This is a genomic window from Cupriavidus sp. FW305-27 (genome assembly GCF_058787995.1).
In genome coordinates this window covers 45008-71942 of record NZ_JBYTAG010000036.1, presented here as the reverse complement: position 1 = coordinate 71942, position 26935 = coordinate 45008, and the positions used below count along the sequence as shown (strand labels likewise).

Genomic DNA, 26935 nt, shown 5'->3' with positions numbered 1-26935 from the left:
GGTGCGTTGCTTTGGTCCAGCACCTTGGTGAAGGGCTTGGTCCAGTGCAGCAGCTCGCGCGCGTGGCGCGCCCAGAAACCTTCATAGTCACGCTCGGCTTCGTCGCACAGCGCCTGGTAGGCCTCCATGCCGGGGATCGCGGCCTTGGCGCTGGCGTGGCGGGATGGCGGGAACATCCGCCCTTCGTGCACGACGGATTGAATGCTTGTCATGAAAGCTCGGAAACAGGAATGCGGCGCAGGACAGCGCCGCCTGAAAACAAAGCAGCCGCCTGCTCAGGCGGCCAAATCCGGGGTGGTGGTGCCGGAGAACCCACCTGGCCCCGGCTACCGGAGACACCAGCAGAGACTACGCGCCGGGGCAGGCAGCGCAGGGACGAACTGCGCTGCCGCCCCGGGCGCACGGGCCACCGCCGCTTACCACGGCAGCGAATACGTCTTGGTATTGGTAAAGCTCTTCATCGCCTCCAGCACGCCTTCCTTGTAGCCCAGTCCGGAATCCTTGATGCCGCCGAACGGCGTCAGCTCCAGGCGATAGCCCGGCACCTCGCGCACATTGACGCTGCCGACCTTCAGCTCCCGCACGAAGCGCGTGATGTAGTCGAGCCGGTTGGTGCAGACCGACGACGACAGCCCGTACGCAGTGCCATTCGAGATGCGGATCGCATCTTCAATGTCCCTGAAGCGGATCACCGGCGACACCGGCCCGAAGGTCTCATGCCTGGCCACGGTCATTTCGGGATCGACATGATCGAGCACCGTCGGCGAGTACAGCGCACCGCGGCGGATATTGCCGTAGCGCAGCGTGGCCCCGGCGGCAATCGCTTCATTGACCACCGCCTCGAACTGGATCGCCGCGGCTTCGTCGATGACCGTGCCCATGTCCACCTTCGGGTCCATGGGGTCGCCATAGTTGAGCGCTTCGGTCTTCGCCACCAGCAGGTCGACAAAGCGGTCCGCCACCGACTCATGCACCAGCATGCGCTTGATCGCCGTGCAGCGCTGCCCGGAGTTCTTGTACGAGCCGCTGGCGGCCAGCGTGGCGGCCTCTTCCAGGTCGGCGTCTTCCATCACGATGATCGGGTCATTGCCGCCCAGCTCCAGCACCTGGCGCTTGTAGGTGGCCGTGGCGGCGATGTACTTGCCGATCGGCACGCCGCCGGTGAAGGTCACCAGGTCCACATCCGGGTGCGTCAGCATCTCGTCGGCGATCTCGCGCGGGTCGCCGGTGATGACCGACAGCATCTGCGGCGGCAGCCCGGCCTCATACAGGATATCGGCCAGCAGGTAGGCCGCCAGCGGCGTCTTCTCGCTGGGCTTGAGCACCATGCGGTTGTTGGTGGCCACCGCCGGCGCCACCTTGTGGATCACCTGGTTCAACGGGTGGTTGAACGGCGTGATCGCGGTGATCACGCCCAGCAGCGGCTCGCGCAGCGTATAGACCTTGCGGCTCTTGCCGTGGTGGGTCAGGTCGCACGAGAACACCTGGCCGTCGTCGACCAGCGCCTGGTTGGCGGCAAACAGCAGCACGTCGGAGGCGCGGCCCACCTCGTACAGCGAATCCTTGCGGCACAGGCCGGATTCCAGCGTGATGGTGCGCGAGATCTCGTCCAGGCGCGAGGCGATGATCTCGCCCGCGCGCATCAGGATCTTGTAGCGTTCATAGCGCGTCAGCGTGGGCTGGTAGTCGCGCGCGATGCGGTAGGCGCGGCGCACTTCGTCGAGCGTGGCCTTCGGCACGGTGGCGATGACTTCGCCGGTGTACGGATAGGTCACCTCGATCACGTCTTCGCGGTAGATCTTCTCGCCGGCGATGCGCAGCGCTTCGTGGCGGATTTCGGCAATGGCTTGCAATGCGGTCATGAGCTTGCCCTCTCGGGTCTTGAGCAGTGTGTGGAAGGAGATGCAGCCGTCGCGGGCGGGCCGGCAAGGCGCCGGCCCGGCGCGCTCAGCGGCGGATGAAGGCCGCGATCACGGCGCTGATGATGCAGCTGGTTGCCACGATCGGGAACACCAGCGAGGTATTGCCGGACTGGTCCAGGATGCGGCCGATCAGGGGTTCGCCCAGGCCTGCGAGCAGGTACGAGAAGAAGTTCAGGATACCGGTGGCGGTGCCGGCCCGCTTGGCGCCGACCAGGTCCGGGCACAGCGCCCAGAAGGACGAGGCGGGGCCGTACACGAAGAAGCCGGCAAGGAACAGCGCGACGATCGCGCCCATGCCCGTGGGCAGCTGGTACATGATCATCGAGGCAATCGCACCCAGCACCATGTAGAGCATGATGGCCTTGCTGCGGCTGGAGCCGAACAGGCGGTCGGAAATCCAGCCGTTGGACAGCGCGCCGAAGGCCATGCCCACCGGCAGCGCCACCGAGATCCAGGCCGGGTCGATCAGGGTCTCGGCGCTCTTCCAGTTCTTGCCCAGGAAGTGGACCGGCACCCAGACGATCAGGCCATAGCGCGCGGCATTCTGGAAACCGATCGACAGGCCCGCGATCAGAAGCCGCGGGTTGCGCAGCACGGCCTTGTAGCGCGACCAGGAGCTTTCGCCGGCATCGGTCTCGACTGCGGTGGCCTTCTCCGCACCCTCGGCCTTGGCAACGCCGGTATCGGGCGACTTGAAGCCAAGGTCTTCCGGCCGCTCGCGCACGATCAGGAAGAAGGTGATGCCGCCAACCAGCATCAGCAGCACCGGCAGGCGGAAGATCCAGCGCCAGTCCAGGTGCAGGATATTCACGACCACGATCGAGGTGACGAACGACAGCACCGAGGCGCAGCCGGCCGCGAACACGTAGAAGCCGTAGACTTTGCCGCGCTCTTCGGCGCCCCACCAGTTCGACAGCAGCCGGCTGCCGGGCGCCCAGCCAAGGGCCTGGAAGTAGCCGTTGATGCCCCAGGGAATCGCCAGGCTCTTGAAGCCGACGGCGAAGCTGACCACCCAGTTGGCCGCGCACGACAGGATCGCGCCGGCGGTCATCACGCGGCGGCCGCCGAACTTGTCACCCAGGTTGCCGTTGATGGCCTGCCCGATGGCGTAGCACCACAGCAGGCAGGTGGAGGCCCAGCCCAGCGCTTCCTTGGAAAGCCCGAATTCCTGCTGGATGCCGGGAATGGCGAAGCCAAAGGTCTGCCGCCCCGTGTAGAAGAAGAAGTAGCAGAACATCGCGGCCAGCAGCATGCGCCACTGGGCGCGCCGGAACGAATGCTCGGCCGGAGCGACGAACGCCCCTGCCTGGATGCGATCGGCAGTTTCCATTTTTGTCTCCTCTTGTATTGTCGGCCCGTATTGCGGGCTCGTGTTGGCCGGCTGCACCCGTCGGCCGGGGGTCGTGCTACTAGGCCGGCACAGCGCCGATGAAGTTCTTGCCCCGGGCGCCGTCCAGCGCACGCGCGATCATGGCGCCGGCCTCGTCGTCGGAGACGCCGTAGTCGGCAAACTCGGTCTTCACGCCCAGGTCCTGCAGGAAGGCGCGCAGCCGCTGCTGCCCGTCGCCCAGCACCGGCCCGAACAGCCGCTGCAGCGTGCGGTCGCGGTCGGGCCGGCGTGCCCACGCCTTTTCAAGCACCATCGGCAGCGTGAACGAGCACGCGATGCCGTGCGGCAGGCCATGGCGCAGCGTCATTTCGTAGGAGATGGAGTGCGCAAGTGCCGTCTTGGTATTGGAGAACGCCAGTCCGGCCTTGAGGGCGGCCAGCGCCATGCGCTCACGCAGGCCAATGTCGTCCAGGTTGCGCACCAGTTCCGGCAAGGTGTCGAAGATGTCCTCCACCGCCGAAATCGCGAAGGTGTCGGAAACCGGGTTGGCGTTGACGTTCCAGATCGATTCCAGCGCGTGGGACAGGGCATCGAGCCCGGTGGAGATCGTGGTGCCCCGCGGCACCGACATCATCAGCTCCGCATCCACGATGGCCGCTTCGGGCCAGGTTGCCTGCAGATGAAGCGAGTACTTCTTCTGGTTCGCGGCGTCCCAGATGGTGGCCCAGGGCGTCACTTCGCTGCCGGTGCCGGCAGTCGTCGGCACCGCGATCAGCGGCTTGACCTGCGCCGGCGTGAACGCCTTGCCGGTCGCCAGCAGGCTGATCAGCGAATCGAACCGGCCCGACCTGGTCCCTACCATCAACGCCTTGGCGGTATCGATCGCGCTGCCGCCACCGACCGCAACGATGGCGTCGCAGGCGTCGGCGTCTTCCCAGAAGCGGTTGTACAGGCCGGACAACTGGGCGACATCCGGGTTCGGCTGCACGTCTTCGATCAGCCCGGCAAGGTCTGCGCCCAGCAGGGCTTCAAGCCGCGCCACCAGTCCCAGCGCACGCGCTTCGGGAAAGGTCACGACGACGACGCGCCGGCCGTGCAGCAGGGCCGGGAGCCGGTCAAGGCTGCCAGCCCCGCAATGGATCGACACGGGGTTGTGGTAGGCATGGTTCATGGGGTCTCCTCACTTCTTTTCTGGGTAGCCTGGGCGGCGGCTTGAGCCGCGTTTCCTGGTGGCTGAAGTTTGGGAGACGCCAAACCCCCGGTCCAATCGCATCTTTGACGGCGAGGTGCGCCAAAACCGATGGATCGCCGGCACGCTGCCGGCCTCGGGGAAACCCTGTACGCAACGGCACGCGTCTGTGGGAGACTCGCCGCACACGCCGCGCAGAACGGCGGCCAGCTCCCATCGAGACCCCATGTTCCACCAGTACTACAAGTCGATCCGCTGCTTCCATGCGGTCGCCCGGACGGGCGGCTTCACTGCCGCGGCGCAATACCTGCATATCGGGCAGCCGACCGTGACCGACCAGGTCAAGGCGCTGGAGACGCGCTTCGGCGTGGAGCTGTTCCTGCGCGCAGGCCGCACCGTGCGCCTGACCGACACCGGCGAGCGGCTCTACGCCATCACCCAGGGCTTGTTCGGGCAGGAAGCAGAGGCCATGCAGTTCCTGCAGAGCGCGCACAAGCTCAAGACCGGGCTGGTGCGCGTGGGCGCGGTGTCGCCGCCGATCGCGCTGGGGCTGGCGCGTAGTTTCCGTTCCACCCATGCTTCGCTGGAACTGACGGTCACCATCGGCTCGGAAGCCTCGGTGCTGCGCGGCCTGCAGGATTTCGATATCGACGTCGGCATCCTGGCCGAGCCCGATCCGGTCGATGGCCTGCATATCGCGCCGTATCGGAGAGAGCGCATCGTTGCCGTGATGCCGGCCGGCCATCCGCTGGCCGCGCGCGCTTCGATCACGGTGCAGGAGGTCGCCGGCGAAGCCGTGATCCTGCGCGAGCCGGGCTCGAAGACCCGGCTCCGGGTTGAACGCGCGTGCGCACAGCATGGCGTGGCGCTGAACTGCGTGATGGAGATCAACAGCCGCGAGGCCATCCTGCATGCAGTGGCCAATGGCATGGGCATCAGCTTCGTCACGCAGATCGAATGCATCCCGCTGCCGGGCCTGCAGGTGGTGCCGGTCGACGAGCCGCTGCTGTCGATCGATTACTCGCTGTGCTGCCTGGAGGTGCGCAAGGAGCGGCCGCTGATTGCGGCGCTGTTCGCGGTCGCGCTGGGCTAGTGTCCTGTTCCGCAGATAGCTTGCCAACGTGAAATCGTCCAGTTGGTCGTCAGGCTAGGCGCGAGGAGGCGCCATAGCCGTAGCTATGGCAACGACGAGCAGCGACGCATGGCGGCCAACTGGGCGATTTCATGGCAAGGTATCTGCGGAACAGGACACTAGTACCCCGCCGTCATCCGCCCCAACCTGCCTGCACAAGCGTAGCCACGCCCACGCCGACCAGGACGGCCCCGGTAAGCCGTACCGCAAGCCTGGCCACGCGCGCACCTGCCGGCATCCATCGTTCGAGCGTCATCGCCAACATCACCGCTGCCATCACGCGCAGGTCCATCACGCCCATGACGAGCAATGCCGCGGTCAGGCCCGCACAGCACCGGGTGCAGTGCAGGCCCAGCCGCAGGCCATGGCGCCACGCCAAGCCGGCATCCGCCGGCAGTGCGCGCGTGCGGCCCGCTGCGTTGGTGCAGCAGGCAAGCTGCCGTGCTTTCCACGGGGTGAACTGCAGCACGCCTGCCATCACCAAGACCACCGCCGTGGCGAGCGGAACCGCGCGCGCCAGGCCCTGCGCCTGCACGGCTATCGCCGCCAGCGCAGCGCCAACCGGGAAAACGGCGAGGCCCACCATGCCCCACACGAAGAAGTAGCCGGCGCCCGCCAATACCGTCGACATGCCCGGGCGCACCTGCCCTGCCGTCGCCAGGGCCTGGCGGTAGCGCCACAGCATCGGTGCCAGTGAGGGCAGCATCATCGGCACCATCATGGCGATCCACATGCCGAGGAAGGCCATTGCCGTGCGGGCCCAGGTCTGGCCGCACATCCGCATCCACGCCATCGACATGGTCCAGCCGCCGGGCATCGGCATCGCGCTCATCGCCGGCATGGATGCATGCCAGGCGAGTGTCGCCGCCCCGCCGGCGATGAATAGCACGGCCACGATGCCAAAGAAGGCAAGGCGCGGGCCGGCGCCGCGTGAGCGCGCCAGCCTGTGCGTGGTGAGTACGATGGACATGGAATGCCTCAGCCCTGCTCGTATTCATCGTGCCGGCGCCACCAGACCCCGGCCTCGTTGCGTCCGCGCGGTGCGCGATCCAGCCACTGGTACATGCCCCACAGGCCATCCAGCCCGCGCGCATAGGTGGAATAGGTGTGGTACACAACGCCATCTTCCAGCGCGAAGGCGCTCATGCCCGGTCGGTCGCGCTGGTACGTTGCGGCATCGGTGCCGCACATGGCAGCAAACTGGGCCTCGGCCGCTGCGCCGCCGGCCTCCAGTTCAGGTCGCCAGGCGAATGCCGCCTCGCGCCGGTAGTTGTAGTCGATATCGCCCTGGCGTTGTTGCGCTTCGCTGAACCAGACGTTGAAGTCCGTGTTGAAGTCGCTGCCCTGCGACGATGCCCACGGGAAGGTCCAGCCCATGCGCCGCTGGTACGCCTGCAATTTCGCCAACGGTGCCCGCGACACCGCGGCCAGCGTGACGTCGTGATGCGCCAGGTGGACGGCAAAGCCGTCAAACCCGTCCGCAATCGCGGAGCAGGACGGGCACCCTGCCTGGTAGTCCGGGCCGAACATGAAGTGGTAGACCAGCAGTTGCGAACGTCCCTGGAACAAGTCTGCCAGCGAGGCGCTGCCCGCCGCGGTCTCGAACCGGTAGGGCTTGTCGATTCGAACCCACGGCAAGGCCTGGCGCTGCCGTGCCAGTTCATCGCTGCGTCGGGTGAGATCCTTCTCGGCCTCGAGCAGTTCACGCCGCGCGGCCAGCCATGCTTCACGGGTTCCGGTGCTGTGTGTGGTCATCGTGCATCCCTCCGTTGGTTGGTGTTCGTGTGCTAGATTAGGCGCCGGCTTCCAACGGTGGGAGTGACAAGTGTGGCGGGATTTCTGGCGGGATTCGGATGGACTCACGCATTGCCGCCGCGGCGCTCGCGCTTGCCGCGGGTGATCCGCTTGGCGCGCTGAACCGGGTTGCCCTGCGCGACGATCCGCCGGCGCTGGCGTTGCGCGGCATCGCCATGGCGCAACTGGGCGACTTTATCCGCGCCCGGGCACTGTTGCGCAGCGCGGCGCGCGCCTTCGGTCCGCGCGAAGCCGTAGCGCGCGCCAGGTGCGTGGTGGCCGAAACGGAAATCGCCTTTGCCTCGCGCGACCTGGGCTGGCCGGCAAAGACGCTGGACCGTGCGCGCGCCACCCTTGAAGCGCACGGCGACTGGGTCAACGCCGCCCATGCGCGGTATCTCGCGATCCGGCGGCTGCTGCTGATCGGCCGCATCGACGACGCCGAGCAGGCGCTTGCCGGGCTTGACCCCACTCCCTTCCCGCCCGCATTGCGCACAACCCATGCCCTGATCGTGGCGGGCATCGCGATGCGGCGCGTGCAGACCCGGCCGGCGCGCACCGCGCTGGCACAGGCCGCGCACGCGGCGCAGCGCGCCGGCATTCCATCCTTGCGCGCCGAGGTCGAAAGCGCGGCCCAGGCGCTGCACAGCCCCGCGGCACGCCGCATCGCGCGCGGCGAGGAACGGCCGCTGCTGCTTGAGGAAGTCGAAGCGCTGCTGGCATCGAAAGCGCTGGTCGTGGACGCGTGCCGCTATGCCGTGCGCTGCGCAGGCACCACGGTCCCGCTCGCCAGGCGGCCGGTGTTGTTCACGCTGGCGCGCGCGCTGGCCGAGGCCTGGCCCGCCGACGTGCCCCGGGACACGCTGATCGCGCACGCCTTCCGCACCAGGCACGCCGATGCATCGCACCGCGCGCGGCTGCGTGTCGAGATCGGGCGGCTGCGCGCGGTGCTTGGCGCATTTGCCGGCGTCACGGCAAGCGGGCGCGGCTTCGCGCTGGTGCCGCACCGCGCGCGCGAGGTGGTGGTGCTGGCGCGGCCGGTGGAAGAGAAGCACGCGGCAGTGCTCGCCTTGCTGGCCGATGGCGAGTCATGGTCCAGCTCCGCTCTCGCGCTGGCGCTGGGCGCCAGCCAGCGCTCGGTGCAGCGGGCACTGGAAACGCTGGCGGCAGCCGGCAAGATCCAGTCCCTTGGCCACGGGCGTGCGCGCCGCTGGATGACGCCGCCGGTGCCGGGATTCACGACGACCTTGTTACTCCCCTCGCCGCTGCCGGTTGACTAGCATGTAGCCATCCCCAAACCAAAAGGATGACAGCATGAAACGATCACAAGCCGAAGTGCTTCGCGAGTATGGTCCCTTCCCCGGCGTCGAGAACGTCCACGGTGTCAGCTATGACGGCCAGCGGGTCTGGTTTGCCAGCGGAGACAAGCTCAATGCCCTGGACCCGGTCACCGGCAGGACGCTGCGCTCGCTCGATGTCGCCGCCCATGCCGGTACTGCTTTCGACGGCCAGCACCTGTACCAGATTGCCGAGGACCGGATCCAGAAGATCGATCCGCAAAGCGGCCGCGTGCTGGCCACGATCCCCGCGCCGGGCGGCGGCGGCGACTCGGGGCTTGCCTGGGCCGAAGGCACGTTGTGGGTGGGCCAGTACCGGGAGCGGAAGATCCACCAGGTCGATCCGCAGACCGGTGCGATCCTGCGCACCATCACGTCCGACCGCTTTGTCACCGGCGTCACCTGGGTCGATGCCGAACTCTGGCACGGCACCTGGGAAGGTGACCAGAGCGAGCTGCGGCACATCGACCCGCAATCGGGCGCGGTGCTGGAATCGGTCACCATGCCGGCCGGCGCGAGCGTGTCGGGGCTGGAGTCCGATGGCGGCGACCAGTTCTTCTGCGGCGGCGGCAACAGCGGCAAGATCCGTGCGGTGCGCCGGCCCCGGCCAGCCGGGAAGCGCCCCGCCGGCGGCGCGGGCAAGTAGCCGGCATTCACCCTGAGCGGACTCGTTTTCACTATTCCTTACAGACAAAGGCGCTGCCACCATCTATTCTCCTGTCGCAAACGGAATCCCCCACAACAAGGAGAATGCGATGAAATCCGCTCTGGCCCTTCTGGTCGCCTGCAGCGCACTGCTGGGTGGCTGCGTGGTAGCCCCTTATGACACCTACGGCAGCGGCCCCCAGGGCTGCCCGCCGGGGCAGGCAAAGAAGGGCAACTGCCGCGTCGACCCGTACGGCAACGAGTCCTTCTGCCCGCCGGGACAAGCCAAGAAAGGCCGCTGCTGAGCCAGCGCCCGGCGCCGCACTGACCGGCCGGCCCCGCCTGCCCCCGGCACCAGCCGGTGTTGCACGGGCCGGCCTGGCGGACGGAGAATGGCCGGATGCGGGCATCTCGTCCGCAGGAGAGCGCCATGCAATCACGCACGCCATCCCGGTGTATCGGCGAACTGTGCGTCGCCGCTGTCGTGCTCGGCTCGCTCGGAGCCTGTGCGACCTTGCAGCCGGAACAGACCGGCAAGCAAATGATCGGCAGCCCGGAAAGTGCCGTACGCAGCACATTCGGATCCCCCACCGAGACCTACCGCCTCGCCGACGGCACCAGCCGCTGGATCTGGTCGCGCCAGCCCCTTGGCCATCAGGTCTATGCCGCCGATTTCGACGCCGGCGGCAAGCTCACCAACTATCGCCAGATGCTGACCGAGACGGAGATCTACCGCGCCCAGGTCGGGACCTGGACCAAGAAGGACGTGCAGGAGCACTTTGGCCTGCCGCGCGAGCCCATCCAGTACTACCCCCTGATGAAGCGTGAAGCCTGGTCCTGGCGCATGTACAAGGATGGCTTGCAGACCGCGCATTTCAGCTGCTACTTCGATGATGCCGGCGTGCTGCGCCAGACCATGATCATCGTCGACCCGCTCGGCGGCGACGCGCGCCACTCGCGCTGAAGCGACGCCAGCGAGGCAGCCGGTGCCATTGCCGGCAGCAGGGACTCCCCGGTCCACGGGCTTTTTTGCGCGCAGAATGGTGGCGATGCGGCAAGCGCCGCCAACCCTCCATGCGGAAAACAAACGTGACCACTGCGATCCTGCTCGAGAACATCCACCAGAGCGCCAATGCCCGGCTGGCTGAAGCCGGCCTGCAGGTCGAGCGCCGCACCGGCGCCCTGGCCGGTGCCGAACTGCGCCAGGTGCTGGCCAGCCACGACGTGGTCGGCATCCGCTCTGCCACCCACCTGCGCGCCGACGACATCCGCAGCGCGCCCGAGCTGCTCTCGATTGGCTGCTTCTGCATCGGCACCTCGCAGGTGGACCTGGAAGCCGCCACCACGGCCGGGATCCCGGTGTTCAACGCGCCCTTCTCCAACACCCGCTCGGTGGCCGAGCTGGTGGTGTCGGAAGCGGTGATGCTGCTGCGCCGGATTCCGGAGAAGAACACCCTGGCACACGCCGGCAAGTGGGCCAAGGGCGCCGCCGGCGCGTTCGAGGCGCGCGGCAAGACCATCGCCATCGTCGGCTACGGCAATATCGGCTCGCAGGTGGGCGTGCTGGCCGAATCGATGGGCATGCGCGTGGTCTACTACGACGTGCTGGCGCGGCTCTCGCACGGTTCCGCGCGCGCCGCGGGATCGCTGGAAGAGGCGGTGTCGCAGGCCGAAGTGGTGACCCTGCATGTGCCAGCCACGCCGCGCACGCGCAATATGATCGATGCGCGCATCCTGGCCGCCTGCAAGCCGGGCGCGATCCTGATCAATGCCTCGCGCGGCAGCGTGGTGGACATCGCCGCGCTGGCCGCGGCGCTGCGCGAGAAGCGCCTGGGCGGCGCCGCCATCGACGTGTTCCCGGAGGAGCCGAAGACCAACAACGATCCTTTCGTCAGCGAACTGCAGAACATGCCCAACGTACTGCTGACCCCGCACGTGGGCGGCAGCACCGAAGAGGCGCAGGAGAATATCGGCACCGAAGTGGCGGCCAAGCTGGCGCACTTCCTGGCCACCGGCGGCACCATCGGCGCCGTCAACTTCCCCGAGGTCGATCCCGGCCCGCTGCACGCGCCGGCGCGGCTGCTCAATGTGCACGGCAACGCGCCGGGCGCCCTGGCGGCACTGAACACGCTGCTGGCGCAGGAAGGCGTGAATATCACCGGCCAGCACCTGCAGACGCGCGGCCACACCGGCTATGTGGTCACCGACCTCGACCGCGTGCCGTCAGACCAGCTGATGCAGGCGCTGCGCACCCATGCAGGCTTTGCCCGCTCGCGGCTGATCCTGCGATAGGGCAGCGGCCGTCCCCAGGCTCAATTGTCACAGAAGTGTCATAACTCTTAAGAATGTTCTGAAACCGTCGCTATGATGAATATGGCCCACGCGCGGATCCGTGGGCCTGCACTGTGCCGGTTCTCAGAGGCGCCCTGTCTCGGCGCCACGCTGACAATAAGAGAGAGGGGTAGTCATGAAAACGGTCGAACTCAGCAGGAAGGCCGCCGGCGTTGCCGGCCGGCTGGTCGCAGTGGGCGTTCTGGCAGCCGCGGGTATCGGCACCGCTGCCGCGCATACCGGCACCATTACGTTCCTTGGGGGAATCTCGTACCCGTCCTGCGGCTTCCGTCCGTCCGCCGGACAGTTGCAGGCGAGCTGCCAGCAGCCGTCGGGGCAGATCGTCTCGGCGCCGTTGCCGTTGTCGCCTGCCCGGATGACCGGGCAAGCCCGCATCGGCGTGGCAAGGCTGGACGTCGAGCCCGCCCGTGCCGGGCAACGCGGCACGCCGGACGCGTACGTGGTGGTAGTGACCTACCAGTAAACGCGCGGCAGGCAGGCGCCCGCACCAGCCGGCCCTGCCTGCCGCCATGCCCTGCCGGGGCCGCGTCAGTCCAGGCGGATATTGGACGCCCGGATCGCTTCAGCCCAGTAGGTCTGCTCCACCTTCACGACATCGGCAAAGGCCGCGGGCGAGCTTCCCTTGACGATGATGCCGAGATCGACCAGCCGTGTGTGCAGCTCGGGGTTGGCCAGCACGCGGTTGACGTCGGCAGACACCTTGTCGACCACGGCGCGCGGCGTCGCCGCCGGCGCGAACAGGCCCAGCCAGCCCTGGCGCTCCAGCCCGGGCACGCCCGCCTCCCGGAAGGTCGGCACCTCCGGCAGCAGCGGCGAGCGCGACTGCCCGGCCACGGCGACCACCTTGAGCTTGCCGGCGCGCGCATGCGTGCGCGCGGTGACCGCGGCCACGATGCCGGCGGGCAGTTGTCCGCCAAGCAGGTCGTTGACCAGCGGGCCCTCGCCCTTGTAGGGCACGTGGGTCAGTTCAACCCTGGCGTTGCGGCCGAAGACCTCCATCTGCAGATGCCCGCTGGAACCCAGCCCGTAGCTGCCATACGGCAGCGGCTTGCCCAGCTTGCGGATGTAGTCGATCAGTTGCTTCACGTTGGCCGCCGGCACGTCGGGCTGCACCACCAGCGCCAGGTTGGAGGTCGCCAGCTCAGAGATCGGCGCGAAGTCACGCACTGCGTTGTAGTTGGCCTTGCTGTACAGCAGCGGCGCCTGGACCAGGCCGGTCAGCGCGAACAACAGCGTATAGCCGTCCGGCTCTGCCTTGGCCACCATGTCCGCGCCGATCATGCCGCCGGCACCCGGCCGGTTGTCCACCACCACGGCCTTGCCCCATGCCTTGGCCAGGCCGTCCGCGACCATGCGCGCGACCACGTCGCCGGTCCCGCCCGCGGCGTATGGCATCACGATGCGCACCGTGCGTGCCGGGAAATCCACCCCCGCACCACCCTGCGCGCGCGCACCCAGCCCAACCCCTGCCAGCGCCGCACCCGCGACGCCCAGACCCATTTGCTGCAGAACCCTGCGCCTGCCTTGCTGCATACCTTGTCTCCTGTGTCTCGTCTCCGGCAGCCGGCCTCGTGCCGTGCCGGCATCCTGCCGTGTCATACCCGGCCAGCCTCTGCGGGCCGCTGCCGGGAGCGCGTGCGGGTCAATGTAGGAGGCTCGGGCACCGCTGTCGTCCATCGAAGGGAGGAAATTCGGCAAGCCGGCAGAATCGTCCAAACGAACTAGGACGCAACCCTCAGGGCCGTGGAACAATCGCCCGGACCTGATGCCCTCCCGCCAAAATATTACCGATACAGCACTTATGATCTTGTCTGCCACAGGCGGGCCAGGGTGGCGGTGACGGGCATCGCCCCCAGGAGAGTGCATTGCATCCCTTTGCCAACCACGCCGTGAGCGGCGGCCCGCTGCCGACGGTGCTCGCCTCCAAGCTCGCGCCCCCCGTGGCGCACCCCGCCACGATCGGCCGGCCGCACCTGGTCGCGCGCATGGCGCAGGACCGCGCCGCGCGCGTGATCCTGGTGCGGGCCGCGGCCGGCTTTGGCAAGACCACGCTGATGCAGCAATACGCGGAGCATTGCGCAGCGCAGCAGCAAGCCACGGTGTGGCTGCGCCTGGATGCGGGCGACAATGACCTGCAACGGCTGCTGGTCCACCTGGACGCCGGCCTGGACGCGCTGCGCGGCGGCAAGCGGCGCGGCGCGGCAGCGCCGGAGCCGGCCAGCGGACCGCGCCTGGCGCAGCGCATCCTGGGGCTGGTGGGCGCCGCGGCGCAGCCGTTCGCGATCATGCTGGATGATTTCGAGACCTTGCAGAGCCTGCCGGCGCTGGACCTGGTGCAGCAGCTGATCGAGGCGATGCCGCCCTGCGGCATGCTGGTGATCGGCTCGCGCACCGCGCCGGAAATCGGCCTGGGCCGGCTGCGCGCGCGCGGGCAGTTGCTGGAGATCCCGCCCGCCGCCCTGCATTTTTCCGTCGACGAGGCCGCGCAGCTGCTGCGCAGCCGCTGCGGCCTGCCGCTGCGCGACAGCGACATCGCCACGCTGCATCGCCGCACCGAAGGCTGGGCCACCGCGATATACCTGGCCGCGCTGTCGCTGCAGCAGTGCAGCGACCACGCCGCCTTCGTCGCGGTGTTTTCCGGCACTCACCTGGAGCTGGGCGAATTCCTCGCCGAGGACATCCTGGCGCGGCAGTCCGACGCGTGCCGCGCCTTCCTGCTGGAAACCAGCGTGCTGGGGCAGCTGAGCGCGCCGCTATGCGACGCCCTCACCGGCCGCGCCGACGCGCGCGCGATGCTGGATCACCTCGAACGCGCCAACCTGCTGCTGTTCCCGCTCGATGCCGAACGCACGTGGTACCGCTACCATCGGCTCTTTGCCAGCTTCCTGCAGCACCGGCTGGCCGTGCAGGCGCCGGAGCGGGTCGCGCCGCTGCACCTGGCCGCCGCGCACTGGTACCTGGAGCACGGCTACCCGATCCCCGCAGTGGACCACCTGCTGCAGGCGGGCCGTCATGACGAGGCGCTCAGCGCCATTGCCAGCCAGTCCGACTCGCTGCTGGGCACGGGCCGGGTGCGCCTGCTGTTGCGCTGGTTCGAGCAGATCCATCCCGCAACGCTGGCGCGGCAACCGGCGCTGGCGCTGACGCGCGCGTGGGTGCTGCTGCTCAACCGGCGCCACGCCGAAGCCATGGCCGCACTGGCGTCATTCCAGCCCGAACTTGAGCAACCCGGCGACGACAGCCAGCGTGCGCGCCTGGGGGTGGAAGCACAGACCATCCACTGCGTGCTGCTGGCCATGACCGACCAGGTCGAGGCCTGCCGCGATGCCGCCGGCGCGCACCTGCGCCGCCTGGCGCCCGACGAGCCCTTCCAGTACCGCATCCTGGCCAATTCGCTGGCCTACGCGCTGATCTGCACGCACCGCTACGACGAAGCGCGCAGCGTGCTGTCGCGGGCGACGCTGCGCGCGCAGCAGCCCCAGCCGGTACGCAGCCTCAGCGACACGCTGGAGGGCGTGATCGACCTGGTGCAGGGACGCCTGGGCAACGCGCTGGCGCGCCTGCGCGCCGCGTCCGGCGACAGCCCGGGCAGCGACGTGTTCTGGGCACTGGCGCTGTATGAGCACGATGCGCTGGAAGAGGCCGGGCGCCTGCTGGCCAATGCGCTGCCCTACAGCAAGGGCAACGGCCCGCCCGATTCGCTGATCGCCTGTCACGTGCTGAGCGCGCGGCTTGCGCTGGCGCGCGGCGACCGCGGCCAGTGGCTGCAGCGCCTGGCTGAACTGGAGCAACTGGGACAGCAGTCCGGCACCGCGCGCATCGTGTGCTCGGCCTGGCTGGAGCGGGCCCGCGTCGCCACGCTGGAAGGCAAGCTGGAAACCGCATCGCAGGCGTTGCAGGCGGCCGACCTGTACGGCGGCTGGGAAGCGCTGGACGCCACCGGCCATGCCAACGACATCGACCGGCCTTCCATCGCGCGCTGCCGGCTCGACATAGCGCGCGGCAATATCGCGCCGGCGCTGTCCGCACTGGATGCCGCCATCGACGCCGCACTGGCACGCCAGCGCTACTGGCGCCTGATCCGGCTGCGCGTCCTGCGCGCCACCGCGCTCGACGGCATGCAGCAGCGCGATGCCGCCCTGCAGGAAATGACCGAAGCCCTGCGCCTGGCCAGCCATGAAGGCTTCCTGCGCTCCTTCCTGGAAGAAGGCGAACGCGTTGCCGTGCTGCTGCGGGCCTGGGCAGGTGTCCATCTGGCACAGGCAGCAGCGCTTGGCGTGGCCGAGCCCTTTGTCGCGAGCCTGCTCGCGCGGCTTACCGACGCCGGCTCGACCAAGCCGGCCGCAGAACCGCCGGCGGAACCGGCGCACCAGCCCGACCCGCTGACCGGGCGCGAACTGGAAGTGCTGCGCATGCTGTCCGCGGGTTACCGCAATCGGGTGATCGCGCAGAAGCTGTTCCTGTCCGAGCTGACCGTCAAGTCGCACCTGCGCCGCATCCATGCCAAGCTGGGCGCGCAAAGCCGTACGGAAGCGGTGGCTCTGGGGCGCGCGCGCGGCCTGATCCCGTGAGCCACTGCGCGCACGCGCTTCCCGTTGGGGCCATAGCGCTTCAGCCCGCCAGCGTGGCCTTCAGGTTGGCAAGCATGTCCGCGACCATCTCCTTCAGTCCATACTGGGCCTTCCACCCCCAGTCCGCGCGCGCGATCGAATCATCGATCGAATCCGGCCAGCCCTGCGCAATCGCCTGGCGATAGTCGGGTTCATAGCGGATCTGGAAGCCCGGCACCTGCTCGCGGATGGCCGCGGCGATCTGCGCGGGCGTGAAGCTCATGCCGGCGATGTTGTAGCTGCCGCGCTCGCTCAGCTTGTCCGCCGGGGCGTCCATCAGTTCGATGGTGGCGCGGATCGCATCGGGCATATACATCATCGGCAGGGCTTCGTCTTCCTTCAGGAAGCAGGTGTAGGGCTCGCCCGTCACCGCCGCATGGAAGATGTCGACCGCATAGTCGGTGGTGCCGCCGCCGGGTGGCGTCTTGTGCGAGATCAGGCCCGGATAGCGCACGCTGCGCACATCCACGCCGTGGTTGGCGTGATACCAGCGGCACCAACCCTCGCCCGCCTGCTTGGAGATGCCGTAGACCGTGGTGGGCTCCATCACGGTCTTCTGCGGTGTCTGTCCGGCAGGCGTGGTCGGGCCGAAGGCTGCAATCGAGCTTGGCCAGAACACCCGCTCCAGCCCGGTCTGCCGCGCCAGCTCCAGCACATTGAGCAGGCTGGTCATATTGAGGTTCCAGGCCCACTGCGGCGCCTTTTCGCCGGTGGCGGACAGCGCGGCGGCCAGCAGGTAGACCTGGGTGATGCCATGGCGCTCGACCACGGTGGCCAGCTCGCCGCGGTCGGTGGCGTTGAGCATCTCGTGCGTCAGGTGCACATGGCGGCCGGTGGGCACCACGTCGGAGGTGATCACGTTGGTGCGCCCGTAGCGCTCGGCCAGCGCCAGTGCCAGTTCAGACCCGATCTGGCCGTTGGCGCCGACAATCAGGATCTTCGGTTTGCCAGCTTCCATCAGATCAGCCCCAGTTCACGGCCAGCCTGGCCGAAGGCATCCAGCGCCGCCTGCAGCGCGGCCTCGTCATGCAGCGCGCTCATCTGCACGCGGATGCGCGCCTGGCCCTTGGGTACCACCGGGTAGAAGAAGCCGACCACGTACACGCCGAGCTCCAGCAGGCGCTGCGCCAGTTGCTGCGCCTTGTCGGCGTCGTAGACCATGATCGGGATGATCGGGTGGTCGCCTGCCTTGACGTCGAAGCCCAACCGGTCCAGTCCCGCGCGGAAGAACCTGGTATTGCCCTCCAGCCGGTCGCGCAGCTCGGTGCTGGCTTCCAGGATATCGAGCACCGCGATCGACGCGCCCACGATGGCCGGCGCCACGGTGTTGGAGAACAAATACGGCCGCGAACGCTGGCGCAGCAGTGCCACCACTTCCTTGCGCGCGCTGGTGAAGCCGCCGGAGGCGCCACCCAGCGCCTTGCCCAGCGTGCCGGTAATGATGTCGATCTTGCCGAACACGCCGCGCGCCTCATGCGTGCCGCGCCCGCGCTGGCCCATGAAACCGGTGGCATGGCATTCATCTATGCCCAGCAGCGCGCCGTACTCGTCGCAGATCGCGCGCATCTCGTCGAGCCGCGCCACGGTGCCGTCCATCGAGAACACGCCGTCGGAAAACACCAGCGTGTAGCGCGCGCCGTCGGCCCGCGCCTGCTCCAGTTGCACGCGCAGGTCGTCCATGTCGTTGTGCTGGTAGCGGTAGCGGCGCGCCTTGGACAGGCGGATGCCGTCGATGATCGAGGCATGGTTGAGCGCATCGCTGATGACCGCGTCTTCCGCGCCCAGCAGCGTTTCGAACAAACCGCCATTGGCATCGAAGGCCGAGCCATAGAGGATGGTGTCCTCGGTGCCGAGGAAGGCCGACAGCCGCGCCTCCAGCGTCTTGTGCAGGTCTTGCGTGCCGCAGATAAAGCGCACCGAGCTCAGCCCGAAGCCATGCGTGCGCAGCGCTTCATGCGCGGCCTCGATCACCTGCGGGTGCGACGACAAGCCAAGGTAGTTGTTGGCGCACAGGTTGATGACCTCGCGGCCGTCGGTGGTGCGCACCCGCGCACCCTGCGGCGTGGCGATCACGCGCTCGTTCTTGAACAGCCCCGCCGCGCGGATGCTTTCGAGTTCGGTACGGATGGATGCATAGAATGCCTCGGCATTCGACATGGATGGCTCCCGTTGGTGTGCGAGGGATATGCTAGGATTCGATCGATAAATCGAACACGTTCTGTATATCGAACATTTTGCGCAATATAACGAACATTAATCCATGACGCAAGCCCTCGCCCAGACCCCGCAGGCCGATGGCCCGCCCGCCGTCGGCATGGCGCTGCAGGCGCTGCGCCAGCAGCAACGGCTGTCGCTCGATGAACTGTCGCGCCGTGCCGGGGTTTCCAAGTCGATGCTGTCGCAGATCGAACGCAACCTGGCCAACCCCACTGTGGCGGTGCTGTGGCGCCTGGCCAATGCGCTTGGGGTGAACCTGACGGACTTCCTCGCCGGAGGCGCCGCTGAGCGCCCCGCCGGCGGCATCACCGTGGTCCAGCCGCACGCGATCCCGTCGCTGAAAAGCCCTGATACCCGCTGCGACCTGCGCATCCTGGGCCCGATCGACCTGGCCGGGCGCTTCGAGTGGTATGAGCTGACCATCCAGGCCGGCGGCGTGCTGGCCTCCGAGCCACACGAGGCCGGCACCCAGGAACACCTGTCTGTGCTGAGCGGATCGATGACAGTGCGCGCGGGTGCCGATGAAAAGAAGCTGAGGCACGGCGAGACCGCGCGCTATGCGGCCGATGTCGCACATGCGATCTCCAATGGCGGCAAGACCACTGCCACCGCACTACTGGTTGTAGTGCATCCGGGCTGACGCGGGCAAGGGTTGCGACAGCCCGGAGGGCGGGTTCAGCGGGCGCCGAACCACCGTTTGACCCGCTCCCACAGCACGCCGAAGAACATCGCCGCGGGATTGAGGCGTACCGCCTGGTTGCGTTCGGCATCGCTCAGCGTCGGGTCCATCCGGCGCGCCACCGACTTGCCGAAATCCGCAATCATGCGCCGCACGAAATCGCGCACCAGCCCCGACCGCGAGAACTGCGCCAGCGGCCCCTGCAGCGAATACTGCAGGTCGACCGCAACCTCGGTCTCGTGCGCGGCAAGCGCCTTCAGCTGGTAGGCGATGTCGCCCGCGGCCTTGGAATTGCTGAGCGAGTCCTGCCCCGCCCCCTTCAGCACGCCGCGCTTGTTCGCGTCGTCGCGCTGCAGGCGCGCGGCGCCTTCGAACCTGGCGGACATCGGGCCGAACTTGATGGCGATATGGCCCTTGACCTTCTCCCCCTCCATTTCAGTGAGCACCGCACCCGGCAGGCAGCCTGCCACGGCCGGCAGGTCGGCCATGAAGGCCCATACCGCGTCGAGCGTATAGGGGACGGTGAAGCCGCCTTCGATGCGCGACCAGCCCTTGCGGTCGGCTGACCGTTCCGCCTCGACGCCGGTGCCCGCGGCCAGGTGAGGCAGCGTGCCGAGCGCTTCGTCCGCAACGGCAAAACCGGTGAACGGCGCTTCGGCCGGCGCCGCGCCCGCGGCGTGCCGCGCAATCACGCCGGCTGTTGCGCGGCGTGCGTCCAGCACCGAGCGGATGGCGGCGACGATTCCCATATAGCCGGTGCAGCGACACAGGTTGCCCGACAGTTCGTGACGGATGGTGGCGTCGTCGGCGTCGGGCAGGCGCAGCACGATGTCGCGCGCGGTCGCCAGCATGCCCGGCGTGCAGAAGCCGCACTGCAGCGCGTGGTGCTGGTTGAACGCCGCGCGCAGGCCGGCCATCACGGCATCGTCCTGGTAGCCTTCGACGGTGACGATGTCGGCGCCCTGGCAGGCAGCCGCGAAGGTGATGCACGAACGCACCGGCTTGTCGTCGAGCAGCACGGTGCAGGCGCCGCACACGCCGTGCTCGCAGCCGAGGTGGGTGCCGGTCAGCCGGTGCGTGTCGCGCAGGAAGTCGCCCAGGTGCGTCCGGTCCGCGCACGCGCCGGAAACCCGGCGGCCGTTGACATTGAATTCGATGGTCTGCACGGGCGCTCCTCAGTTCAGCATTTGCGTGACGCAGCGCATCACGACGGTACGGTAAAGCTTGCGGTCGATGGCGTCCTTGCCGGGCGCGGCCTGCGCCACCGCTTCGTCCACGGCACCGGCGGTGAGCGCTGCGGCGCCTTGCGCGGCGACCGCGCGCGTGAGGCCGGGCAGCACCACCGGCGGTCCGTCCAGCGCGCCGAGCACGATGCGTGCGAAGCGGCGGCTGGCATCGAAGTACGCGGCGCAGCTGGCTTCGGCAAACTCGCCGGTCTTGCGGCACAGCTTCTGGTAGCCCCAGCGGCTGTGCGCGGTGGCGTGCGGCACGCGCACGGCGGCGATCAGCTCGCCATCGGCCAGCACCGTGGTGTAGGCGCCGATCATGAAGGCTTCCATGGGCACCTCGCGCGTGCCGGTGCCTGATGCAATCTCGATGCGCGCACCCAGCGCGGTCATCACCACGACCCAGTCCGCGGCCGGGTCCGCATGGGCCAGGCTGCCGCCAACGGTGCCGCGGTTGCGGATCGCGCGGTAGGCAATGCCGCCCGCCACGGCCTGCAGCATGGTGCCCTGCAGCGGCGCGAACACGCCGTCCTCGATCTGCGCATGGGTCACGCAGGCGCCGATGCGGATGCCATCGGGGGTGGACGCGACTTGCCGCAGTTCGGCCAGCCCCGACACATCGACCACCGTGTCGGGACGGGTCAGCCGCAGGTTCAGCATCGGGCCGAGCGACTGGCCTCCGCCCATGGTCTTGGCCACGTCGGTGCCCGCGCCAAGGCGGGCCAGCGCGTCCGGCAGCGAGCCGGGCGCATGATAGGAAAAAGCGACGGCTTTCATCGGTCAGGCTGCCTTCTTGCTCTGTGCGCCGGCCACTGCCGCATCCAGCGCTTCAAGGATCTTTCTCGGGGTCAGCGGCGTCTCCTGAAGTTCGACGCCGAAGCCGCGCAAGGCGTCGTTCACCGCGTTGAAGATCGCCGCCGGCGGTGCGATGGCACCGCCCTCGCCCATGCCCTTGGCGCCGAATTCCGTATGCGGCGACGGCGTCTCGAAATGATGGATGCGGATCGACGGAATCTCGGTCGGCCCGGGCAGCATGTAGTCCGCCAGCGTGGAAGCCAGCGGCTGCCCGTTGCCGTCATAGCGCATCTCTTCGAACATCGCGGTGCCGATGCCCTGTGCCACGCCGCCATAGGTCTGGCCCTCGACCACCATCGGATTGATCATGGTGCCGCAGTCCTCCACCACCACGTAGTCCAGGATCTCGACATGGCCGGAATCGGTGTCGACTTCCACCGCGACCGCATGCGTGGCGTAGGTGAAGCTGCCGGTGTCGACCGCGGGCTTGAAGCCCATGGTGACCTCCAGCCCTTGCGCATCCACATCGGGCGGCAGCAGGTGGGGATTGATGTACCAGGCGTCGGCAATACGGCCGATGTCGATGGCGTCGGCATCGCCCGCACGAACCGCGCCGGCTGCAAACGTTACCGCCTCCACCCGCTGCCCCAGCATATGCGCGCCAATCTTCTGCAGCCGCGGCAGCAGCGCCTTGCACGCCCGCGACACCGCGCCGCCCGACATCACCAGCGAGCGCGAGGCATAGGTACCGGTGGAGAACGGCGTGAGTCCGGTATCGCCGTGCACCAGCTTGATCCGTCCGATGTCGATGCCCAGGATCTCGTGGGCAATCTGCGCGAAGGTAGTCTCCATGCCCTGCCCGTGCGAGTGCACGCCGACGCGCACCTCCAGCCCGCCGTCCGGCGTGATGCGCACCGTCGCCGAGTCGAAGCCGGGGATCACCGGCGTGCCCCAGGCCGCGAACACGGAAGTGCCGTGCGCCGACTGCTCGGTGTAGGTGCCAAAGCCCACGCCGACATAGCGGCTGCCCTGCGGACCCGCCTGCTGCCGCGCGCGGATCGCGGGCAGGTCGATCATCTCCATCGCCTGGCGCACGCTGGCCGGGTAGTCGCCGCCGTCGAAGTGCTTGTTGGTCACGTTGACGTAAGGCATGGCCTGCGGCGGCACCAGGTTTTCAACGCGCACCTCCCACGGCTCGCGTCCCACCTCGCGCGCGATCGCGTCGATCATCAGCTCCATGGCGAAACAGACGCCGGTCCGGGCCACACCGCGATACGGCACGAAACCCGGCTTGTTGGTGGCCACGCAGGTAGTCTCGCAGCGGTATCCGTCGAAGGCATAGGGACCGGGCAGGTTGCCGATCGCCTGCCCCGGCTCCAGCCCGATGGTGAATGGCCAGACCGAATAGGCACCGCCGTCGATGGCAATGTTCGCGTCCAGCGCCAGCAGGCGGCCGCGCTTGTCGGCATAGGCGGTAAGCTCGTAGTGATGCTCGCGCGAGTTGGCGCCGGCGGTCAGGTGCTCGCGCCGATCCTCGATAAAGCGGAACGGCCGCTTGTAGGTCAGCGCCAGCCAGGCGATACAGAGCTCTTCCTGCTGCAGCACGCATTTGTAGCCAAAGGCGCCGCCAACGTCCGGCGAGATCACGCGCACGCGCGCCTGGTCCAGGTCCAGGCAATGGCTCAGGATGGTCCGGATCATATGCGGCACCTGGGTGGCGCTGTACACCACCAGCTGGTCGAACTGGTGGTCCCAGTAGGCCAGCACCGCCTTGCCCTCCATCGGCACCATGCACTGGCGCGCCAGGTTGACCTTGCGGTGAACGACGACGGAGGCCTCGCGCTGGCGCGCCTCGAAGTTCTTGTCGATATTCAGCGTCAGGAAGGTGTTATCGCGCCAGTGTTCGTGCACGCGCACCTCGCCAGCGAGCTGGCGGGCCTGCGCCACGTCGGTCAGCGCGGGCAGCTCGTCGAACTCGGCCACCACCTGCTCGGCGATGTCCTCGGCTTCGGCGCGCGTGGGGGCAAAGGCCATGGCAACGGGCTCGCCGACAAAGCGCACCTTGCCGCTGGCCAGCGGCGCCTGAGCCGACGGCTGGTAGGACGGGAACGCCGAATCCGCGACGATGTCCCGCGCCGCCGCCATGTCCTCGCGCACGATCACCGCTTGCGCGTGGCGCGCGGGCTTGGTCACGGACAACAGCCTGGCATGCGCCACGGGGCTGCGCAGGAAGGCCACCTCCTGCAGGTCCGGCATGGCGATGTCCGCGACAAAGCGGCCCTTGCCGTGCAGGTGCCTGGCGTCTTCCTTGCGCGCCACCCGGGCTCCCACGCCCTGGCCGCACCCTCCTTCCGAATGATCCGGTTCCATCGACGATGTCATTGTTTTATCCGTCCCGATGATTCATGCAAGCGCTCATTCGCGCACCCCGATGGCCGCCAGCCCTTCCGCGCGCGTGGTGACCGTCGCATATTTCTGCTCCATGTCGAACAGGTTGGCCTGGTGCGGTCCAAGCGCGCGGTCGCCGACGCAATCCGACAGCACCAGCGGCCGCAAGCCGTACTGCATGGCGTCCACCACGCTGGCGCGCACGCAGCCGCTGGTCACCGCGCCGGCCACCACCAGCGTGCGCACGCCGCGCTGCGTCAGCCAGGCGGCCAGCGACGTACCGAAGAACGCCGACGGCACGGTCTTGCGCACCACCAGCTCGCCCACCCGCGGCGCCAGTTCTTCGACGATGGCGCTGTTGCGTTCGCGCTCCTTCAGCGACAGCATGTTCGGCACCTTCATGGAAAAGATGTTGTGGTCCGAACCATCGTCCGCAAAGACGATGCGGCTGTGCGCAATCGCCCAGCCTTCGCGCCGTGCCACGGCCAGCAGCGGCACGGTGTTGGCGATGGCCTCGCGGATATTGCCGCCGCCGAACACCTCCGGGTCGGCAAAGCCGTTGACGAAATCGACCACCAGCAGCCCGAACGGGCCCGCCAGTTCCAGGTCGTTGCCGAAGCCCTGGCGCTGGTACGCGCCGATCTCCTTGTGCATGGCTACTTCTCCTCCGGGTAGCGGAACCCGTCCATGACCTTGCCGCGGCTCACCACATCCACGCCGTCCAGGCGCACGGTGCAGTTGCGCACGGGAATATCGATATGGCAGGCCGTGGTGCGGCTGCCGCCGGCTTCGTTATTGGGGCCGAGCGAGAACAGGAAGTTGCCCTCGAACGCGCGCGCGTCCATGCCGATGGTGGCCTCGCGATCGTACAGCCCCAGCGTGGACCAGTGCGCGCGCGGCTGCAGCCCCCAGCCGATATGCGAGATGGCATAGGCCTGCGGGTCGTTGAAGGAGGCCATGTACTCGCTCAGCAGTTCGGCGTGCAGGCCGCCTTCGATGCGCGTGGCAAAGCCGCCCTCCACCGTCAGCATGACCGGCTCGGTGACGTAGGTCTTCTGCGGCAGCAGGATGTCGCCGCGCTCCAGCACGATGGTGCCATTGGCAGCGCCCTCGTTGGGCCAGGTCAGCGCGAAGCCGCTGGGCCAGTGGTCCCAGCGCCCGGGCTCGTCGACAAAGCCATACTCGCTGATGGCCGGGAACTCGCCCAGCGGGCAGCGCAGGTCGGTGCCGGCCGGCGACACCACATGCATCTCCTTGGCGCGGGCCAGCCGCTCGGAGGCGGCCTTGACGCGCTCGCGGTCGGCCTCGCAAGGCACCAGGCGCGTCAGCACCTCGGGCGGCTCGGCGGCCAGCAGGATTTTGGTGCCGCCCTTCAGGATGTCGTGCTGTTCGGGGGAGAACAGCAGCGTCATCAGGTCCAGCACCAGGTCGCTTTCCCTGAGCGCGGCGATCGCGGCCCGGTTGCCCGTGAGCGGGGTCGTGCCCAGATAGGCCAGCGCGTCGCGGCTCAGCGCCTTTTCGCCGTTGACGGGCGGCAGGTCGAGCCGGTTGACGATGGCACCCATCGCCTGCGTGGCGATCAGCGCGGTGGAGAGCGTCTGCGGGTGGGTCGCGGCGCTGGTCAGGATGGTGACGGTCTGCCCCGGCTCCAGCCGCGACAGCTTCAGCACCTTGCGCCAGGCCTCGATCATCTGGTGGTCACTTACCGGCATGTCGCCTCCTTGCTTGTCATTGCGTCAGCGGCGCGCCGAGGAAATCCCCAAACGCCGCGTAAAAGCCCGCTTCGTCATCCCACGGGATCATGTGGCCGGCCCCGGCAACGTGGCTGACCAGCACCCCCGGCAGCAGCGTGCGGATCTCCGCCACGTCTTCAGCGCGCACCACGTCGCCACGCCCGGCGGTCATCAGCAGCGTCGGCACCTTGACCCGGGGCAGGTCCGCATGGATGTCGTCGCGATGGAAATCCTCAAAGCTGCGCACCACGGCGTCTTCGTTGCAGGTATGCAGCCATTCGGCGCGCAGGCGCAGCTGCTCGTCGGTCCAGGTCGGGCAGAAGCGGCGCATGCCTTCCACGTCGGTGCCCTGGCGCGACAGGCGGATGGAATCCACATACCACGGCAGTTGCGCAGGATACGCGCGGCGCCCGGGCCCCGACACCGGCGGGTCGACCAGCACCAGTCTGGCCAGGCCGCCAGGCCGGCCCGCCGCGGCGCGCACGCCGATGCGCGCGCCCATCGAATGGCCAACCACGCTGTGGCGGCGCAGGCCAAGTGCCTCGGCAAAGGCCACCACGTCGCGGGCCTGGGCGTCGAGGCTGTAGTCCATCCCGGCCTCGGCCGACGACAGGCCACGCCCGCGCACATCCAGCACATAGGTATCGAAGCTGGCGCCAAAGCGCTCGCCGACGAAGCCCCAGGTGATTGCCGGGCTGGTGATGCCCGGCACGATGATCACGGGATCGCGCGCGGCGCGTTCACCGTCGTTTCCACCATAGCGCAGGAAGTGCTGGCGAATGCCGTTGGCATGGACATGCCCGCCATAAAGGAAGGTGGTCATGGCAAGCCCTCAGTAGGCGCCCGACAGCAGCGCGCCGGCGCCCGGCACGACCGGCTCCAGGTCCAGCGCCTTGAGCATGGCGTAGGTCGTGGCAATGGCCGCGGTGATGACCGGCTTACCCGTCATCGCCTCTACCTTTGCCACTGCCGGCAGCGACGGCATCTGCACGCAGGCCGACAGCACGATGGCATCGACATCCGCCAGGTTCATCTGCGACACGATGCCCGGCAGCCGCGCCGGATCGTGGCGGCCGACCTCAAGGTTGTCCGGAATCTCCAGCGCACAGTAGTCCACCACCTCATAGCCTTCGTTGCGGATGTAATCCACCACAAGCTCGGTCAACGGCTTCAAGTATGGCGCGACCACGGCGATGCGGCGCGCGCCGATCACGCGCAGCGCATCCACCAGCGCACCGGCGCTGGTGATCACCGGCGCGTCGCCGCCATTCTCGATGGTGTGGACCTTCAGGCGCTGCTCCGACTTGCGGTGATAGCCGTGGCCCATGGCCATGATGGCGACCAGGCAGGCGTAGCCGAGCACGTCGACGCGGGCGTCGCTAAGTTCCACCGCGCAGCGGTCGGATTCGGCATCCATGGCGGCCAGCTCTTCCTTGACCACCTTCTTCATGCGCATGCGGCTGGAGTGGAAGGTGAAGCGCTCCGGACGGATCTGCTGGCGCGCCAGCAGCATCGCGGGAATCTCGGTTTCCATGGTCGTGTTCGAGCTGGGAACGATCTGGCCGATGCGAAAGACTTTTTGCATG

General features: G+C 68.2%; 25 protein-coding genes. 9 read left to right on the top strand and 16 right to left on the bottom strand.

Features of this window, described 5'->3' with window-relative positions; genetic code table 11:
• The 4 genes from AC3WRI_RS18460 to psrA all read right to left on the bottom strand — a co-directional run.
• A partial coding sequence (locus tag AC3WRI_RS18460) for an acetyl-coenzyme A synthetase N-terminal domain-containing protein (protein WP_492293764.1) occupies positions 1 to 212 on the bottom strand: 212 nt, incomplete at its 3' end.
• A 204-nt stretch (positions 213 to 416) separates the two neighbouring features.
• On the bottom strand, positions 417 to 1862 hold the full coding sequence (phnY, locus tag AC3WRI_RS18455; protein ID WP_010813478.1) for a phosphonoacetaldehyde dehydrogenase: 1446 nt from the start codon (positions 1860 to 1862) through the stop codon (positions 417 to 419).
• A gap of 85 nt (positions 1863 to 1947) precedes the next feature.
• The gene (locus AC3WRI_RS18450; RefSeq protein WP_492293762.1) at positions 1948 to 3252 is read right to left on the bottom strand and encodes an MFS transporter; all 1305 of its coding nucleotides are present in this window, start codon (positions 3250 to 3252) and stop codon (positions 1948 to 1950) included.
• A 79-nt stretch (positions 3253 to 3331) separates the two neighbouring features.
• Positions 3332 to 4423: an iron-containing alcohol dehydrogenase PsrA gene (psrA, locus tag AC3WRI_RS18445; protein ID WP_439669797.1), complete on the bottom strand. Its 1092-nt coding sequence runs from the start codon at positions 4421 to 4423 to the stop codon at positions 3332 to 3334.
• A 244-nt stretch (positions 4424 to 4667) separates the two neighbouring features.
• Here psrA and AC3WRI_RS18440 point away from each other — a divergent pair, with 244 nt between their 5' ends.
• Positions 4668 to 5534: a LysR substrate-binding domain-containing protein gene (locus AC3WRI_RS18440; RefSeq protein WP_010813481.1), complete on the top strand. Its 867-nt coding sequence runs from the start codon at positions 4668 to 4670 to the stop codon at positions 5532 to 5534.
• A gap of 172 nt (positions 5535 to 5706) precedes the next feature.
• Here AC3WRI_RS18440 and AC3WRI_RS18435 read toward each other — a convergent pair whose 3' ends face one another.
• Together AC3WRI_RS18435 and AC3WRI_RS18430 are read right to left on the bottom strand one after the other, a co-directional pair.
• A complete protein-coding gene (locus tag AC3WRI_RS18435; RefSeq protein ID WP_010813482.1) occupies positions 5707 to 6543 on the bottom strand; it encodes a DUF2182 domain-containing protein in 837 nt (278 codons plus the stop codon).
• Between the two features lie 8 nt (positions 6544 to 6551).
• On the bottom strand, positions 6552 to 7328 hold the full coding sequence (locus tag AC3WRI_RS18430) for a DUF899 domain-containing protein (protein WP_010813483.1): 777 nt from the start codon (positions 7326 to 7328) through the stop codon (positions 6552 to 6554).
• 98 nt (positions 7329 to 7426) lie between these two features.
• Between AC3WRI_RS18430 and AC3WRI_RS18425 the strand changes: the two genes are divergently transcribed.
• The 6 genes from AC3WRI_RS18425 (at position 7427) to AC3WRI_RS18400 (ending at position 12164) form a co-directional block, all read left to right on the top strand.
• A complete protein-coding gene (locus tag AC3WRI_RS18425) occupies positions 7427 to 8647 on the top strand; it encodes a hypothetical protein (protein WP_010813484.1) in 1221 nt (406 codons plus the stop codon).
• Positions 8648 to 8681: 34 nt separating this feature from the next.
• On the top strand, positions 8682 to 9350 hold the full coding sequence (locus AC3WRI_RS18420; protein ID WP_010813485.1) for a Vgb family protein: 669 nt from the start codon (positions 8682 to 8684) through the stop codon (positions 9348 to 9350).
• A gap of 109 nt (positions 9351 to 9459) precedes the next feature.
• Positions 9460 to 9654, top strand: coding sequence for a lipoprotein (locus AC3WRI_RS18415; protein ID WP_010813486.1), 195 nt, complete (start codon positions 9460 to 9462; stop codon positions 9652 to 9654).
• A 125-nt stretch (positions 9655 to 9779) separates the two neighbouring features.
• Complete coding sequence (locus AC3WRI_RS18410; protein WP_010813487.1) at positions 9780 to 10313, top strand: hypothetical protein; 534 nt, start codon at positions 9780 to 9782, stop codon at positions 10311 to 10313.
• 110 nt (positions 10314 to 10423) lie between these two features.
• Positions 10424 to 11641: a phosphoglycerate dehydrogenase gene (serA, locus tag AC3WRI_RS18405; protein ID WP_011616822.1), complete on the top strand. Its 1218-nt coding sequence runs from the start codon at positions 10424 to 10426 to the stop codon at positions 11639 to 11641.
• Positions 11642 to 11816: 175 nt separating this feature from the next.
• Positions 11817 to 12164 carry a hypothetical protein gene (locus tag AC3WRI_RS18400; RefSeq protein WP_011616821.1) on the top strand — a complete coding sequence of 116 codons (348 nt, stop codon included), beginning with the start codon at positions 11817 to 11819 and terminating at the stop codon, positions 12162 to 12164.
• A gap of 65 nt (positions 12165 to 12229) precedes the next feature.
• Here the strand turns inward: AC3WRI_RS18400 and AC3WRI_RS18395 are convergent, their stop codons facing one another.
• The gene (locus tag AC3WRI_RS18395) at positions 12230 to 13234 is read right to left on the bottom strand and encodes a Bug family tripartite tricarboxylate transporter substrate binding protein (protein WP_492293760.1); all 1005 of its coding nucleotides are present in this window, start codon (positions 13232 to 13234) and stop codon (positions 12230 to 12232) included.
• Between the two features lie 332 nt (positions 13235 to 13566).
• Between AC3WRI_RS18395 and AC3WRI_RS18390 the strand changes: the two genes are divergently transcribed.
• Positions 13567 to 16272 (top strand): winged helix-turn-helix domain-containing protein, encoded by a 2706-nt coding sequence (locus AC3WRI_RS18390; RefSeq protein ID WP_492293758.1) that lies wholly within the window; start codon positions 13567 to 13569, stop codon positions 16270 to 16272.
• A 40-nt stretch (positions 16273 to 16312) separates the two neighbouring features.
• Here AC3WRI_RS18390 and AC3WRI_RS18385 read toward each other — a convergent pair whose 3' ends face one another.
• Together AC3WRI_RS18385 and kbl are read right to left on the bottom strand one after the other, a co-directional pair.
• Positions 16313 to 17269 (bottom strand): L-threonine 3-dehydrogenase, encoded by a 957-nt coding sequence (locus AC3WRI_RS18385; RefSeq protein WP_492293757.1) that lies wholly within the window; start codon positions 17267 to 17269, stop codon positions 16313 to 16315.
• On the bottom strand, positions 17269 to 18468 hold the full coding sequence (gene kbl / locus AC3WRI_RS18380) for a glycine C-acetyltransferase (RefSeq protein ID WP_010813493.1): 1200 nt from the start codon (positions 18466 to 18468) through the stop codon (positions 17269 to 17271). Before kbl ends, AC3WRI_RS18385 begins: the two co-directional genes overlap by 1 nt.
• Positions 18469 to 18571: 103 nt before the next feature.
• Between kbl and AC3WRI_RS18375 the strand changes: the two genes are divergently transcribed.
• The gene (locus AC3WRI_RS18375; RefSeq protein ID WP_010813494.1) at positions 18572 to 19168 is read left to right on the top strand and encodes a helix-turn-helix domain-containing protein; all 597 of its coding nucleotides are present in this window, start codon (positions 18572 to 18574) and stop codon (positions 19166 to 19168) included.
• Between the two features lie 35 nt (positions 19169 to 19203).
• Here AC3WRI_RS18375 and AC3WRI_RS18370 read toward each other — a convergent pair whose 3' ends face one another.
• The 7 genes from AC3WRI_RS18370 to AC3WRI_RS18340 are packed head-to-tail and all read right to left on the bottom strand — an operon-like array spanning position 19204 to position 26934.
• A complete protein-coding gene (locus AC3WRI_RS18370; RefSeq protein WP_454749140.1) occupies positions 19204 to 20373 on the bottom strand; it encodes a xanthine dehydrogenase family Fe-S subunit in 1170 nt (389 codons plus the stop codon).
• Positions 20374 to 20382: 9 nt separating this feature from the next.
• The gene (locus AC3WRI_RS18365; RefSeq protein WP_010813496.1) at positions 20383 to 21210 is read right to left on the bottom strand and encodes an FAD binding domain-containing protein; all 828 of its coding nucleotides are present in this window, start codon (positions 21208 to 21210) and stop codon (positions 20383 to 20385) included.
• A gap of 3 nt (positions 21211 to 21213) precedes the next feature.
• Positions 21214 to 23610, bottom strand: a complete 2397-nt coding sequence (locus tag AC3WRI_RS18360) for a xanthine dehydrogenase family protein molybdopterin-binding subunit (RefSeq protein WP_492293755.1) — start codon at positions 23608 to 23610, stop codon at positions 21214 to 21216.
• 33 nt (positions 23611 to 23643) lie between these two features.
• Complete coding sequence (locus AC3WRI_RS18355; RefSeq protein WP_010813498.1) at positions 23644 to 24270, bottom strand: N-carbamoylsarcosine amidohydrolase; 627 nt, start codon at positions 24268 to 24270, stop codon at positions 23644 to 23646.
• A 2-nt stretch (positions 24271 to 24272) separates the two neighbouring features.
• Positions 24273 to 25328, bottom strand: a complete 1056-nt coding sequence (locus tag AC3WRI_RS18350; RefSeq protein ID WP_010813499.1) for a 2,5-dihydroxypyridine 5,6-dioxygenase NicX family protein — start codon at positions 25326 to 25328, stop codon at positions 24273 to 24275.
• Positions 25329 to 25344: 16 nt separating this feature from the next.
• Positions 25345 to 26172 (bottom strand): alpha/beta fold hydrolase, encoded by an 828-nt coding sequence (locus AC3WRI_RS18345; protein ID WP_062804643.1) that lies wholly within the window; start codon positions 26170 to 26172, stop codon positions 25345 to 25347.
• Positions 26173 to 26181: 9 nt separating this feature from the next.
• On the bottom strand, positions 26182 to 26934 hold the full coding sequence (locus tag AC3WRI_RS18340) for a maleate cis-trans isomerase family protein (RefSeq protein ID WP_492293753.1): 753 nt from the start codon (positions 26932 to 26934) through the stop codon (positions 26182 to 26184).
• Position 26935 lies beyond the last annotated feature (1 nt).